Here is a 15171-nt window from a genome sequence, read left to right as displayed (position 1 = left end):
TAGGGGTCGGGTTTGCACCGCCATCCAGATGAACAGTTATAACTTTTGGGGTTGTCCCCGCGAGTTACCTAAGTCATACCCCTCCTGGTGGGGGAGGCTCCTACTTAGAACAAGCCGCACATCCTCTGGTTATCACCGCTTATTTACCCACCGTTCCTATAAAGCTCATAATGCACTCCAAATTATGCTAATGATTTGGGGGTCAATGGCAGGGCAAGGAGGTGTCATATCGTGGGTTATTTTGCATCGCCGCCACCATGAACTAAGTGACAAACTTGGCGATCCTCATTCACCCAATCTTCACGGCAGTAATTGGCCTGCGCGTCTTCAAGGTTTAATCCACTCCCACTTTAATTGGATGTACAAACATGAATATCCCAGTGTTGTTCACTATGCCCCTGATTTAATAAAAAACAAAACCGTTGTCAAGATTGATCGCTACTATTATGTGTTGGTTATACTTGGGTTAGTTATCCCTGCACTCTTAGGGGGAATGTATCATCGGAGTCTAGAAGGTGCGATCTCAGGATTTTTATGGGGAGGTGCTGTTAGAATATTTTGGGCAGGTCATACTATCTGGTCTATTAATTCTTTCCTGCATTGCTTCGGGATGCGTCGTTTTGATACTGAAGAACATAGCCACAATTTTGGAGCAGCTGCCCTATTGACCTTTGGCGAGTCGTGGCACAACAATCACCATGCTTTTCCTGGTTCGGCTTCTTTTGGTTTGGAATGGTATCGCTTAGATCCAGGATACTGGTTTATTCAGTTAATGGAAGCTTTACATTTGGCTTGGGATGTTAAAGTTCCAAGTTCAGAAAAAATTAAAATTCGATAACTTAACTCATAGATTTAAAAATTAGTTGTAACTTTAAATTAAGGAGACATCATGAAAACTGAATCACAAATCAGCGAATGGATAAAAAAATATCTAGCCGAAATTCTCGAATTAGACCCATATGAAATTAATGAAAAACAGGAATTTGAACAGTTTGGACTTAATTCTTCGATGGCAGTTTTTTTGATTGGTGATTTAGAAGAATGGTTGTCCCTTGAACTAAGTCCTTCTCTGTTTTTTGAATTCAAGACTATTGGTGAACTTTCTATCCATATAGCGGAAATGGTCAAAAAGGAGAAAGCTTTAGAACAAGAGGTTTCTGAAAGTGTCTAATTTAGTACAAGGCTTAACTACACGGGGCGGAAATGCTGCTGCTATCCAACACCACTATGATGTTAGTAATGAATTTTACTCTTTGTGGTTAGATCCCAGCCTAACTTACTCCTGTGGTTTTTGGGATAATCCCGCAATGGATGACAACCTAGAACAGTCACAACAGAAAAAAATTGATTGGCATTTGGAAACTTCAGGAGCAACAACTGGCAAAAGATTACTAGATATTGGATGTGGCTGGGGAGCTTTAATGCGCCGTTATGTTAACGGCTATCCTGATCGTCAGGCTGTGGGATTGACCTTGAGCCACAATCAATATGAGCATATCTGCTCATTAGGACTAGACAATATCAAAGTCTACGAGGAAAGCTGGATTGTTCACCAGCCAATGACTACTTACGATGCGATCGTCTCCATTGGTGCTTTTGAACATTTTGCCAAACCAGAGACTACCTCAGAGGAAAAAATAAGTGTGTATCGTGAATTTTTTCGTCAATGTCAACAGTGGCTAAAACCCAAAGGTAAATTATCCTTACAAACGATCACATATGGTTCGTTAAGTGCCGAAGACAAAAATTGGTTTACCCAAAATGAGATTTTCCCTGATTCTGAGTTACCCCGCCCTGGTGAAATTTTGATCGCTGCTGACGGGCTATTTGAGATCAAAACCTACCGCAATGATCGCCTTCAATATGGCAAGACTTGTGATCTGTGGTTGAATAATCTCCGCCGTCAAAAATCCCTAATCATCGAGGGGTTTGGAGAAAAAATATATCGTAAATACGAACAATATCTCAAATTAGTTGTTGCAGGTTTTTATTTCGGACAAATATTACTACTGCGCTTAGAAATGCAATCCTTAGCTAAATAAGGCATTCTCTAGAAGGCTGTCAAGGTATTTTTCATAGTACAAATTATCTTAACAGACTTCTAGTATTTGCTATACCTTACTACTCGCAAGGAGTTTTTTTTTGACCATGATTGCTGTATCTAAATCTGCCATCAAATTTAATCCCTTTGCCCCCGGTTTCCGAGAAGACCCCTATACAACTTATCACCTCTTGCGCCAACAAAAGTCGATTCACTATGCCTTGGATATGTGGATACTCACTAAATATCAAGATATTATCCAAGTGATAGATTCTGATGCTGTTAGCGTTAGTTTCATTCCCCAATATGTGACGCAACAAAAGGTGGGTAATATTCCTGGTTTAGTGGAATTGGGCAAGAAAGCAATTGTCTTTACCGATCCCCCCGACCATATACGCTTACGTCGGTTAGTCGGACAAGCTTTCAACAGTAGTACGATTCAAGCTTATACTAGTCATATTCAGAAATTAATTGATAATTTTATTGGGCTTAAAATCGGCACAGAAGAGTTTGATTTTGCGGAGATTGCCCATCAAATTCCCCTGTATACCCTTGCTCATATACTTGGTATTCCCAATGAATATATCAAGACAGTCGATCAATATATTCATCGGGTTCGGTCTATTTTAGAACCGAGTTTGTTAACCAAAATGCGTATCCGTCGCATTGAGCAAGATTTACAATTGTGTTTAACGCTTTTTCAAGAGGTAATTGATTCCCGTAAAAACCATTTAGGAGAAGATATTATCAGCAAATTAATTCAAGCCAGAGTTGGAGAAGATAGACTTTCTGATAGTGAGCTAGGAATTGCCTGTGTCATGACCTTTGTTGCTGGACATGAAACCTCTAAGGGATTGCTCACCAATGGAATTTTAGCCTTTGCCAAGCATCCCGATCAGTGGCAAATTCTCCGAGATGGACAAGCTACTAGCAAACAAGCAATTGATGAAATTCTCCGTTTCGACCCACCTTTACAACAAACGGTACGCTTAGCCATCAGCGACCTGCAAGTTGGCTCCCAGACGATTAAAAAAGGGGACAAAATGCTGCTTTGTCTTGCCTCTGCTAACCGAGATGAAGAACATTTTCCTAATCCTGATGCTTTTAATATTATCCGAGATGCTACCTCTCAAATTGCCTTTGGCCATGGAATGCATAATTGCTTGGGACAGGGGATTGCGCGACTCGAAGGGAAGCTTTTGTTTGATTACCTTCGCCAAAGGGTAAAGCAGATCGAATTGACTTCTTCTGACTATCGCTGGAATCAGGAGGGATTTATTACCCGAACCTTAACTTATCTACCTGTTACTTTTCATGACTCCTGACTTTGTTAATCCACTGAGATTCAGAATTTGTCCAACTCACTCTCAGAAGAAAAACCAATGACTTCTCCCCAGTTAAATAATTTGATTGACAAACTGCTTTTGGGAGCAGAATATCAACCAAATCAAACCCTCTATTATTTTCTTGATAACCGAGGTCGGGAATATGCGTCTTTAACTTATGCCAGTTTATTAGAAGCAGTCCAACGGTTAGGACAATGGCTCACTGAAAAAACTGTCAGGGGAGATCACATAGTGATTCAGTTGCCCACTAGTCCTGAATTTGTGATTACATTTTTCAGTTGTCTATATCTCGACCGTATTCCCGTTCCCCTCAGTTCTCCCACCCGTAAGCGTAACTGTGATCACTATCAACGGATTTTTAAGGATTGCGATGCCCGTCTAGTTATTACTGAGTCAAGGGTTCGAGACTTGTTTGAGAAAGAGGATTTGGAAGTATCCCCTCAAATCGAGACTTTCCCCTCCCTAGACGCTTTAGACTCTTTAACTGCTCCCGTTGACCGCCAAGGTAACAACATTGCTTTTTTGCAATATACTTCTGGCTCTACCTCTTTTCCCAAAGGTGTGATGGTAAGTCATGGGAATATTATGGCTAACCAGAAAATGATTCAACAAACCTTTGGTCACAGCAGTGCCAGTATCGTGTTAGGTTGGGTTCCCTTGTTTCATGATATGGGGTTAATTGGCAGTGTCTTTCAGCCTTTATATGTGGGGTGTCCTTGTTATTTAATGTCTCCAGGGACTTTTCTTCAACGACCAAAACTTTGGCTGAAAACAATTTCAGACAAAAAGATCACAACGACAGGGGGACCCAATTTTGCTTACGAGATGTGTGTCAAAAGAATTGACCCAGATTCCTTAGAAGGACTATCCCTTTCATCCTGGGATGTTGCCTATAATGGAGCAGAACATATCAAGTTAGATACCCTCGAAAAGTTTAGTGCTACATTTTACCCCTACGGCTTTAAAAAAACTGCTTTTTTGCCCTGTTATGGTTTAGCAGAGGCAACTTTAATTGTTAGCGGGGCTTCTAAATCCGAAGAACCTACGGCTTTAACCATTCCTTGTGGCACAGATGAAGTTTTAGATGCCGATGCGTCTCCCAAGACAGGCAGCGTCCGTACAGTGGTTAGCAACGGTCAGGTCATGCCAGAACTGTCCTTGCGCATTATTAATCCGCAAACCTTAAAGGAATGCCCTTCCCATCATATCGGGGAAGTATGGATTGCCGGAGAGAGTGTTACAGTTGGCTATTGGAAAAAGCCTGAAAAAAACCAAGAAACCTTTATTTTTTATGATGGATTGCGATTTTTACGGACAGGAGATTTAGGATTTATTGATTCCCAAAACCACCTTTATATTACAGGGCGGCTCAAAGACTTAATTGTCATCGAGGGAACAAACTACTATCCCCAAGATATTGAAGAAGTAGTCAAACTCTCTCATCCTGGCTTACAGGAGGTCAATTGTGCTGTATTCTCAGTTCCTAGTATTGTTTCTCAAAAACTGGTGGTGGTTAGTGAAGTAAATCGCAAATTTCGGCGGCAAATCCATGACTATGCCAATCAAATTAAAGAAGCGGTTAAGGCTTCTGTCTATGACCATTTCCAACTGAGGGTAGACGACACTGTACTGCTACAGTTAAATAGCATTCCTACAACCACTAGTGGAAAAACTCAAAGGCAGCGAACTAAGTTGTTGTATCTGTTGCAAGAATTGGAAAGCATTGAAAAAGTTGGCGTTGCTGAATAACGAAATGGTTTAACCAGAAAGGGAGATTTTTTTGCTCTCCTAGAGTGGCTATGATAAATTAGTATAAAATAACCGCTATAGCCCTTATTAATAAAGGGTTTGAGTAATTTAAAAATGCAATTTTAATAAAAGCGCACCTAAGCGGTCTTGGGGAGGCAGTGCCGACCTGTGGGGGTTCCCCCCATGAGCAACTGCCGTGGTTCCCCCCACTCGCGCTTGGGATCAAGACAATGTATTTTTAGTTTATTGAATCCCTTGCTATTTCAGGGGTAATCGCTCATTTAAACTACTCATTTACTATAATCAGTCTAGGAGAGCCAGCATTCTTTAGATCAGCAACGCCGGATTTTATGAGTTGGCACCAGTAAGCCATGACGAGATTGCTTGGCTCTAATTTCTGGATAAAACCGCCAGAGCCACCAAAACACTTTTTTCCCATCCCGTTCTTTAGCAATATCGCCGAGATTCGGTGTTTCTTGTTGATTAAAACAGTCTATCTGGTGCTGTTGACCGCTGATCGGATGCTTGACTTGACAAGTATCAGTTGTTGTGTTATAATCTGCGCCTAGATTAACCCGGTCAGAGGAACTAGCGATCGCATTCGGCAGAACCTGACTTTGCTCCTGCTGGTCTACCAGTTGCTGCCACCAGTTTTGCAGCTGATCTAGATTGTCTTTGCAACAGTGTAATGTGCGGAAGATACTATTACTCCCTTCGTCTTGATGCTCCTGATGCATTAGAGCATAAAGCTTCCGCTGATAGACATTCATGTAGATTCACCTCAACAGCTGATCCCAAGTTAGCAGCTGAGCAGGAGTACCAGTGTAATTCTGATGCGAATGACGAAAATTGCTATGTTGACTTCTTTCAGAAGTCGGGAACAGCGGATCTCGGAACAGCGGATCTGGGAATGAGAGGGGGATAATGAATATCAGTGGGGTGGGCATCCTGCCCGCCTGGAAATGAAACGGGCAAGATGCCCGTTCCACAGCCAGATGCCCGGATGCCCACTCCACAGCCAGATGCCCGTTCCAGAAAACTCTTCAAATCATTCGATTCTTAAGCAACACCCGGAAGCGAGGGGTATTAGAAAAAGATGGTGGAGAGATTATCAGTAAAGGTACTAACCTCAACTCCCTCTACATTGGCGAGAAGGTCACCATCAGCAGCTATGATATTCACACTGCCATTAGACTGCTCAAAGGTAAGGGTGCTAGCATCACTAACCCCAAAGCGAGTTAACCCCAGTTGGAAATTTATCACTTTGTCATGTCCTTCACCTTCTTCAAGGGCAATGGTGTTGTTACCATTACCAAGCTCGATGGTGTCTACACCGGAACCAGAATCAATAGTATTGTTTCCGTCACCAGTTTTGATTACGTCATTTCCAGCACCGCCAGTTATGGTGTCATCACCGTCTAAACCCAATAAAATGTTGTCTTCCCCGTTACCGATCAGTTCGTCATTAAAATTAGTACCTACGGCTCTTTCAATACTAATTAAAGTTTGTGCTACTTCCTGATCTTGCTCATCGGTGTAACTACCAGTGCCTTCAGGCAAATTGAGCTTAATACCAGAGTTGATTAGATTTTGAAAGTCAACGGTATCACGACCTTCTCCACCGTCAAAATAGTTAACACCGCCACTGTCTTGGAAAGTATCATTTCCTGCACCACCGACATATTTGTCATCACCCTCTAAACCCAAGAAAGTGTTGTCAACCTCGTTACCAGTGAGTTCGTCATTAAAATTAGTACCAAATACCCTTTCGATACTAATTAAAGTTTGTGCTACTTCCTGATCTTGCTCATCGGTGTAACTACCAGTGCCTTCAGCCAAATTGAGCTTAATACCAGAGTTGATTAGATTTCGAAAGTCAACGGTATCAAGACCTTCTCCACCGTCAAAATAGTTAACACCGGCACTGTCTCGGAAAACGTCATTTCCTGCGCCACCAATAAATTTGTCATTACCGTTGTAACCTAAGAAAGTGTTGCCTTGGCCGTTACCGATCAGTTCATCATCAAAATTAGTACCAAGTACGTTTTCGATACTAATTAAGGTTTGGATAATTTCTTGATCGTTACTATCGGTAGAGATAGCAGTACCCTCGACGAGATTAACTTGAACCCCAAAATCAAACTCGAAAAAGTCAACGGTATCACGACCTTCTCCACCGTCAAAATAGTTAACACCGCCACTGTCTTGGAAAGTATCATTTCCTGCACCACCGACATATTTGTCATCACCCTCTAAACCCAAGAAAGTGTTGTCAACCTCGTTACCAGTGAGTTCGTCATTAAAATTAGTACCAAATACCCTTTCGATACTAATTAAAGTTTGTGCTACTTCCTGATCTTGCTCATCGGTGTAACTACCAGTGCCTTCAGCCAAATTGAGCTTAATACCAGAGTTGATTAGATTTCGAAAGTCAACGGTATCAAGACCTTCTCCACCGTCAAAATAGTTAACACCGGCACTGTCTCGGAAAACGTCATTTCCTGCGCCACCAATAAATTTGTCATTACCGTTGTAACCTAAGAAAGTGTTGCCTTGGCCGTTACCGATCAGTTCATCATCAAAATTAGTACCAAGTACGTTTTCGATACTAATTAAGGTTTGGATAATTTCTTGATCGTTACTATCGGTAGAGATAGCAGTACCCTCGACGAGATTAACTTGAACCCCAAAATCAAACTCGAAAAAGTCAACGGTATCACGACCTTCTCCACCGTCAAAATAGTTAACACCGCCACTGTCTTGGAAAGTATCATTTCCTGCACCACCGACATATTTGTCATCACCCTCTAAACCCAAGAAAGTGTTGTCAACTTCGTTACCAGTGAGTTCGTCATTAAAATTAGTACCTACGGCTCTTTCGATACTAATTAAAGTTTGTGCTACTTCCTGATCTTGCTCATCGGTGTAACTAGCAGTGCCTTCAGCCAGATTCAGCTTAATACCAGAGTTGATTAGATTTTGAAAGTCAACGGTATCAAGACCTTCTCCACCGTCAAAATAGTTAACACCGGCACTGTCTCGGAAAACGTCATTTCCTGCGCCACCGACATATTTGTCATCACCCTCTAAACCGGAGAAACTGTTGTCAGCCTCGTTACCGATCAGTTCGTCATTAAAATTAGTACCTACTGCTCTTTCAATACTAATTAAAGTTTGTGTTACTTCCTGACTTTGATCATCGGTGTAACTAGCAGTGCCTTCAACCAGATTCAGCTTAATACCAGAGTTGATTAGCTCTTGAAATTCAACGGTATCAAGACCTTCTCCACCATCAAAATAATTAACACCGGCACTGTCTCGGAAAGTATCATTCCCAGCACCGCCTTGGAGGACATCATTACCACTATCACCCCAAATTCGGTCATTCCCAGCGCCACCTTGAATTACATCCTCACCTTCTCCACCAAAGAGTGTATCATTCCCTTCATTTCCTTGGATTACATCATCACCCTGATCTCCATAAATTACATCATTACCTAGATTTCCCTGGATAAGATCATTGCCTTCCCGTCCTCGAACAATATCGTTTCCATCTAAAGCTTGAATGATGTCGTTTTCAGAGAGACCTTCTAAATTATCTTCGTTGAGGGTTCCTAAAATAATTGCCATTTTTTTATCTACTCCGATAATGGAATATTGATGCTGACAATTGAATATTATGAATGTAGTCCTATTTTATAAAAAAAATTAAAAATAAAGGGCAGGGCTGTTTCTGGCGTCGAGCTAAAATTTGTTTTATTGGTGGGGAGATAGGGAAATAGGGAGATAGGAAGATAGGGGGAATCAAAGCGAATCAAAAGGTATTTTTAACCTTAAAAAAACCTCTTCCCGATTCCCGATTACCTACTCCCTACTCCCTACTCCCTACTCCATTAAGAAGCGCTATACCTTAGCCTCTTCTTTCACTAACTTATCCCAACCCAAATCCTTGAGACTGTTATTGCGACGTAACGGACGAGTTGCCAATTCCAGAATATCTCGGGCATTAGTAAAGCCGTGCATTTGAGCAAAGGTAAACTCAACGGACCACTTAGTATTAATTCCCCGTGCTTCCAAAGGATTAGCATGAGCCATACCGGTAATTACCAAATCCGGCTTCAAGTCATAAATCCGCTGAATCTGGTTGAAATTGTCTGGCTTCTCGATAATCTTGGGAGTTGGTACACCCATTTCGTGGCAAGTCTGTTCTAACAGAGCTAACTCAGCCTTCTGATAACGCTTATCCATGTAAGGGATACCGATTTCATGGCAAGTCATACCGCAACGAACGAGGAAACGAGCTAAGGAAACTTCCAGCAAGTTATCCCCCATGAAAAATACAGACTTACCACGCAACAGCTGGATATAATCCTCCAAGCTTTCCCAAATTTTAGCTTCCCGTTCTGCCAAGCCTTTTGGTTCAATACCAAACACAGAACACATTTTCTCTATCCAAGCCCGAGTGCCATCCGGACCAATGGGGAAAGGTGCGCCAATTAACTTACACTTGCGGCGGCGCATCAGAGTAGTAGCAGTGCGGCTTAGGAAAGGATTCACCCCAGCAACATAGTAACCTTCTTCTATTACTGGTAATTCCGTGTAACGCTTAGCAGGCAACCAACCAGACACCTTAATCCCCTGCTTCTTCAACTCTAGGGTGAGGTTAGTCACAACCGGGTCAGGTAGGGAGCCAAACAACACTAGGGGTGGATGATCCGCATAGTCTGACTCTTCCGCAGCCACCTCTTCTTTCTGGCGTCCAAAGTTGAGGAGTTTTGTGATCGCATTCCGCTCTTGTTTCTCCTCTTCTACCTGGGGTGCTTCCTTCGGACACTTGTGAGCCATAGCGGCCAACACCGTATCTTCACCCTGGGTGAAGGCATAGTCTAAGCCATTAGCACGAGCCACCACAATCGGAATACCAATCTCAGATTCCAGCTTGGGAGCCAAGCCTTCCAAATCCATCTTGATAATTTCGGTAGTGCAGGTACCAATCCAGACAATCACACTAGGATTGCGATCGCGTTTAATCTGCAAACACAACCGCTTCAGTTCCTCGTAATCATTGAGCTTAGCGGAAATATCCCCTTCTTCCAACTCCGCCATGGCATAGCGTGGCTCAGCAAAAATCATCACCCCCATCGCATTTTGGAGGAAATAGCCACAAGTCTTAGTACCAATCACCAAAAAGAAGCTATCTTCAATCTTTTGGTAAAGCCATGCCACGCAGCTAATCGGGCAAAAGGTATGGTAATTCCCAGTTTCGCACTCAAAATCTAGGGCTTGAGGGGTTTGAGCAACAGTCATTTAAAATTCTCCTCTCCTGGTCTCTCTCTAAGGTTTTAAGGGTTTAAAGGTTGAAGGGTTGAAGGTTGAAGGTTAAGAGGTTGAAGGTTAAGAGGTTGAAGGTTGAAGGTTTTAAGGGTTGAAGGATTGAAGGGTTAACGGTTAACGGTTAACGGTTGAAGGTTTTAAGGGCTTAAGGTTTTCAGGTTTGCTGTTGACTCTTATAACTTTCAACCGGGTACATCTCATTAAAGCTGTTTGACCCGGTGGTGCGTTACGGGACGGACTGTCTCAACACTGGCTACCGATAAAATGAGGGCGAGCCCGTCCCTAAAGCACCCTACGCCTCTTATAACTTTCAACCTTCAACCTGCTAACCTTCAACCTTTCTTTCAACCTTCAACCTCCTAACCTCCTAACCTTCAACCTTTCCTTACACCATCATCAGGTCTAATTCTTCTTCCTCAGTCACTGCTGGGGTTTGAGGATTCAGGTAGAAGTCAGACAGCAAAGAGAACAACTCCCGGTCAGGTGCATCTTGAGGTACAACCCCCTCAGGCTGTGCCAGAATTTGGTCAGCAATGTTGAGATAGTATTGGCAAACAGGTTCCAGGCTCGGGTCAGTTTCTGCCATTTCAAAAATCGTTTTGCCCTTAACCCGAGAGACACGAATGTCCTCAATTAGTGGCAGAATTTCCAGCACTGGCATCGGCACAGCTTCGATATACTTATCGATTAAGTCGCGCTTAGAAGTGCGGTTGCCAATCAGACCAGCCAGACGCAGAGGGTGAGTGCGAGCTTTTTCACGAACAGAAGCAGCAATCCGGTTAGCAGCGAACAAGGCATCGAAACCGTTATCCGTCACAATCATGCAATAGTTGGAATAGTTCAGGGGAGCAGCAAAACCACCACAGACTACATCACCCAGAACGTCAAACAGAATCACATCGTACTCATCAAAAGCATTCAGTTCCTTGAGCAGCTTTACAGTTTCACCAACCACATAGCCACCGCAACCCGCACCAGCCGGAGGACCACCAGCTTCTACGCAATGAACACCACCATAACCTTTGTAAATCACATCTTCAGGCCAGACATCTTCGTAGTGGTAATCCTTTTCCTGAAGGGTATCAATAATGGTAGGAATCAGAAAACCAGTCAGAGTAAATGTGCTGTCATGCTTCGGGTCACAGCCAATTTGCAGCACCTTCCGACCCCGCTTAGCTAGGGCAACTGAGATATTACAGCTAGTTGTGGACTTACCGATACCACCTTTTCCATAAACTGAAAGTTTCACCTTTAATCTCCTGTTTCAGATAAAAATTCTTCTTTTGTCTTTGCCCCTAAGCCAGCCGAAAGCATAATTGCCGAAATTCTGCTGGATTTATCTTAGGCACCGCTTCGGCGTTTACCCTAAAGCCAGCCATAGATTGCTTAGCTTTCGGTGCTTCTTGCATTATTCACGAACTGCACTAGAAAATACAGGGTCTTTTTTATCTATATAGCCTTTAAATTAGTTTAAATGGACTTTTATGAATTTAAACCATAATATAAATCAATTTAAACCTTATTTATTCAATTTAATACTTAATTAATATTTTTTATTATTTTTTTTAATAAAAAGTGAAACAATAAACAAAAATATTTAATCACCAGGGTGAATCAATCTGATAGCTGATAGCTTAAGCGCTACGCGCACGCGTAGCGCTTAAGCTTACAAATCATCCAGACCCACCAGAAGCAATAGGTGGGTCTAGCTATTCAGATTTTTTGTAAATAATAATTAAATTTTTACCAAAAATTCTGGGTTTAAAGCCCCGTCCTTAGTTCGACGGCTTTTCCGGAATCATCAATGACGATGATGTATGATTAAAGTAGGTACAGGCTGAAAAACCGTTGACTGAGCCGGGAGAGAGACCCGTAACTTATTGATCATAAAGTAGTAATACCTAGAGGGTAGGGAAAGTCCTCTTTAAAAACCCAATCGTCAATTAACTTTTGGCGTGTGAACCCAGAAGAACACTTTTTGAAACAAAACAAAGTACGGTGGGGCACACCGGAACTTGAGGAAACGGGAAGCAACGGACTTTTTAAGGCACTTCCAAAGTAAAAGTACTCGAACGCTTAAGGAGAACCGCCCTCTAGGTCTGTCGTGAATTGACTGGAAACTTGGTCTACGCACGGGTTTTTGGTTGAGTATTGTCCAATTCTTGACGGCGTCAAGGATAGGAACACGGCGGTTTACGGCAGTTCGTCGATCTAAGAATCCCCGCTATGCGCAAGGCGGGGAGTGTCAAGGAGCAATCACCGCAATATTCTCGATATAGCGCCAGTCTAGTAAGAGGATTTGAAAGAGGTACAAAGAATCGGGAGTCGGGAGTCGGGAATCGGGAATCGGGAAAACTGATCTGATTCCCCATATCCCCATCTTCCTATCTCCCCATCTCCCTATCTCCCCTGATGCAGATTAAATCTCTATCACCTCAAGCCCCTACAGCTTCCTTAGCGGCATACATCACTTCAAGAGTGATTTCACTAAAGCCACGCTCACGAGCAAACTTCTCAGTATTGCGCTTCACTTTACCCCGAACAAAACCAGGCACCTTATTCAGTTCTGCTTTAGCGTCCTTACTCCAGTTCAGGTCAGAATCAGCAGAGATCCCCTTGGTAATCACTTCCTTGGTATCATGACCACCAAAGATTTCCAACAAGTGGTCTTCCATACCCAAGGTGAAGGAATTGTAGACCAAATCAGCAATTTGGTTAGTACCTTCGTAACCCATGAAGGGGCGATAACCGATGGGGAAGTTTTGGATATGAATGGGAGCAGCAATCACACCACAAGGAATGTTCAAGCGCTTACCAACGTGCCGTTCCATTTGGGTACCGAAAATCGCAGCAGGTTCAATTCGTGCGATCGCATCCCCAATCTGACCATTATCATCACTGATCAGGATCTCATCACAGTATTCGCTCACCTGCTCCTTGAACCAGTCCGCATCATACTTGCAGTAGGTACCAGCCAGCACCACATGAATACCCATCTCCCGTGCCAGAATCTTAGTCATAGCCGCAGCGTGGGTATTATCTCCGAAAACCACAGCCTTCTTACCCGTCAAGTTCTGGCAGTCGATGGAGCGAGAGAACCAGGCAGCTTGAGAAACGTACAGGGTTTGGTTGTTGATGTACTCTTCGTAATCGACATTAGCACCTTGACCATTGACAATTTCCTGAATTTTACGGATACAACGGGCAGTTTCCACCACACCCAGAGGAGCAATATCGACATAGGGCATCGAGAACTCTTCTTCCAGGTAACGGGCACTCATCAAGCCAATTTCCCGATAAGGCAACAGGTTAAACCAAGCCCGAGGTAAATTTTTCAGGTTGTGGACAGAAGCTCCCTCTGGGATGACTTCGTTAACCTCAATGCCCAAATCAGCCATCAGCCGCTTGAGTTCAGTACAATCGTGTTGATTGTGGAAGCCAAGGGTAGAAATACCAATGATGTTAACCGAGGGCTTTGCGGTTTTGCCCTCTGGCAACTCACCCTTCTTGCGGGCTTTGTTGAGGTAGAACTGAATAATTTGATCTAGGGTGCGGTCAGCCGCTTGCAATTCATTGACCCGGTAGTGGTTGACATCTGCCAACATCACATCAGCCTTAGCATCCATCTGAGCCCGGTTTACAAAATTTTCCAGGTCTTCTTGTAGGATACTGGAGGTGCAGGTGGGGGTAAGCACAATCAGATCAGGGTTTACCTCCTGATCTTTGCGGGTGATGTTGTCTACCACTTTTTCCTGAGAACCCCGTGCTAGCACGTTCCGGTCAACAATACTAGCAGTTACCGGAGTGTAGTCCCGCTCTCGCTCTAGCATGGAGCGCATCACGTTGAAGTAGTCATCCCCTAGGGGGGCATGCATAATAGCATGGACGTTCTTAAAAGAACTCGCAACGCGCAGTGTGCCAATGTGGGCAGGACCTGCATACATCCAGTAAGCCAATTTCATATCCTATTCTCCCTTGTTAAAAGATTAAGTATCAAGTATCAAACATCAAGCATCAATCATCAATAATCAAGCATTAAGCATCAATCATCAATCATCAATCATCAATAATGTAACAATTTTATGGATTTGTTACTCAGCAACCAATATGGTTTCAGCCTTCAGCCTTGGCCTTTGGCCACGCTACGCGAACAGCCTTAAGACCCAAGCGTGATTTAGATTTTCTCAGAACTCCGAGGTAATAACTATCCTTAGGGATAAGTGTTCTTTCCCTGGTATCTAATTCCCCAAATCCTGTTGCCAAGCTAAACATATCGATTAGGGATATAAAAGAATCTGAATCAAATTGCAATTATTCTTAATTTTTAGTTACAGGGAGCAGGGAGTGTGGGAGGTGTCGGGAGTGTGGGAGGTGTGGGGAGTGTGGGGCGGGGGCGCGGGGAGTGTGGGGCGGGGGCGCGGGGAGTGTGGGAGGTGTGGGGCGGGGGCGCGGGGAGATGGCCAGATGGCCAGATGGGGAATCAGATCAGTTTTCCCTATTGCCTATTGCCTCTTGCCTATTGCCTATTGCCTCTTGCCTATTGCCTATTGCCTCTTGCCTCTTGCCTCTTGCCTCTTGCCTGTTACCGATTCCCGATTCCCGATTCCCGATTCCCGATTCCCGATTCCCGATTCCCTGTTCCCTGTTCCCTGTTCCCTAATATGAAAACCCCTATAGCAAGCATAATAATGTCAAAATAAT

Annotated in this window: 13 protein-coding genes; 6 read left to right on the top strand and 7 right to left on the bottom strand. The window is 43.4% G+C overall.

What is annotated here, in order from left to right; genetic code table 11:
• The 5 genes from F6K63_RS18900 to F6K63_RS18880 all read left to right on the top strand — a co-directional run.
• The coding region (locus F6K63_RS18900; RefSeq protein ID WP_287312899.1) for an acyl-CoA desaturase at nt 1-838 on the top strand (838 nt) is incomplete at its 5' end.
• Nucleotides 839-889: 51 nt separating this feature from the next.
• Nucleotides 890-1171 carry an acyl carrier protein gene (locus F6K63_RS18895; protein WP_287265012.1) on the top strand — a complete coding sequence of 94 codons (282 nt, stop codon included), beginning with the start codon at nt 890-892 and terminating at the stop codon, nt 1169-1171.
• The gene (locus F6K63_RS18890) at nt 1164-2042 is read left to right on the top strand and encodes an SAM-dependent methyltransferase (protein ID WP_287312898.1); all 879 of its coding nucleotides are present in this window, start codon (nt 1164-1166) and stop codon (nt 2040-2042) included. The genes F6K63_RS18895 and F6K63_RS18890 overlap by 8 nt, the downstream gene beginning before the upstream one ends.
• A 106-nt stretch (nt 2043-2148) precedes the next feature.
• A complete protein-coding gene (locus F6K63_RS18885; RefSeq protein WP_287312897.1) occupies nt 2149-3366 on the top strand; it encodes a cytochrome P450 in 1218 nt (405 codons plus the stop codon).
• A 57-nt stretch (nt 3367-3423) separates the two neighbouring features.
• The gene (locus tag F6K63_RS18880; RefSeq protein WP_287312896.1) at nt 3424-5136 is read left to right on the top strand and encodes a fatty acyl-AMP ligase; all 1713 of its coding nucleotides are present in this window, start codon (nt 3424-3426) and stop codon (nt 5134-5136) included.
• Between the two features lie 332 nt (nt 5137-5468).
• Here F6K63_RS18880 and F6K63_RS18875 read toward each other — a convergent pair whose 3' ends face one another.
• The 7 genes from F6K63_RS18875 to bchB all read right to left on the bottom strand — a co-directional run bounded on the left by F6K63_RS18875 (nt 5469) and on the right by bchB (nt 14432).
• Nucleotides 5469-5906 carry a hypothetical protein gene (locus tag F6K63_RS18875; protein WP_287312895.1) on the bottom strand — a complete coding sequence of 146 codons (438 nt, stop codon included), beginning with the start codon at nt 5904-5906 and terminating at the stop codon, nt 5469-5471.
• Nucleotides 5907-6003: 97 nt separating this feature from the next.
• Nucleotides 6004-6183 (bottom strand): hypothetical protein, encoded by a 180-nt coding sequence (locus F6K63_RS18870; RefSeq protein ID WP_287312894.1) that lies wholly within the window; start codon nt 6181-6183, stop codon nt 6004-6006.
• Nucleotides 6184-6222: 39 nt separating this feature from the next.
• A complete protein-coding gene (locus tag F6K63_RS18865; RefSeq protein ID WP_287312893.1) occupies nt 6223-8766 on the bottom strand; it encodes a calcium-binding protein in 2544 nt (847 codons plus the stop codon).
• A gap of 273 nt (nt 8767-9039) precedes the next feature.
• Nucleotides 9040-10443: a ferredoxin:protochlorophyllide reductase (ATP-dependent) subunit N gene (locus tag F6K63_RS18860; protein WP_287312892.1), complete on the bottom strand. Its 1404-nt coding sequence runs from the start codon at nt 10441-10443 to the stop codon at nt 9040-9042.
• A gap of 412 nt (nt 10444-10855) precedes the next feature.
• The gene (gene bchL, locus F6K63_RS18855; RefSeq protein WP_009149517.1) at nt 10856-11719 is read right to left on the bottom strand and encodes a ferredoxin:protochlorophyllide reductase (ATP-dependent) iron-sulfur ATP-binding protein; all 864 of its coding nucleotides are present in this window, start codon (nt 11717-11719) and stop codon (nt 10856-10858) included.
• 996 nt (nt 11720-12715) lie between these two features.
• On the bottom strand, nt 12716-12850 hold the full coding sequence (locus F6K63_RS18850; protein ID WP_287312891.1) for a hypothetical protein: 135 nt from the start codon (nt 12848-12850) through the stop codon (nt 12716-12718).
• A 55-nt stretch (nt 12851-12905) separates the two neighbouring features.
• Nucleotides 12906-14432: a ferredoxin:protochlorophyllide reductase (ATP-dependent) subunit B gene (gene bchB / locus F6K63_RS18845; RefSeq protein WP_009149518.1), complete on the bottom strand. Its 1527-nt coding sequence runs from the start codon at nt 14430-14432 to the stop codon at nt 12906-12908.
• 494 nt (nt 14433-14926) lie between these two features.
• On the opposite strand from bchB, the gene F6K63_RS18840 reads away from it, so the two are divergent.
• Nucleotides 14927-15130: a hypothetical protein gene (locus tag F6K63_RS18840; protein ID WP_287312890.1), complete on the top strand. Its 204-nt coding sequence runs from the start codon at nt 14927-14929 to the stop codon at nt 15128-15130.
• Nucleotides 15131-15171: the final 41 nt, after the last annotated feature.

The sequence above is a fragment of the Moorena sp. SIO1G6 genome, from assembly GCF_010672795.1.
Taxonomy (GTDB): Bacteria; Cyanobacteriota; Cyanobacteriia; order Cyanobacteriales; family Coleofasciculaceae; genus Moorena; species Moorena producens.
The sequence above is the reverse complement of the archived record's forward strand: the minus strand, read 5'-3'. Positions and strand labels throughout refer to the sequence as shown.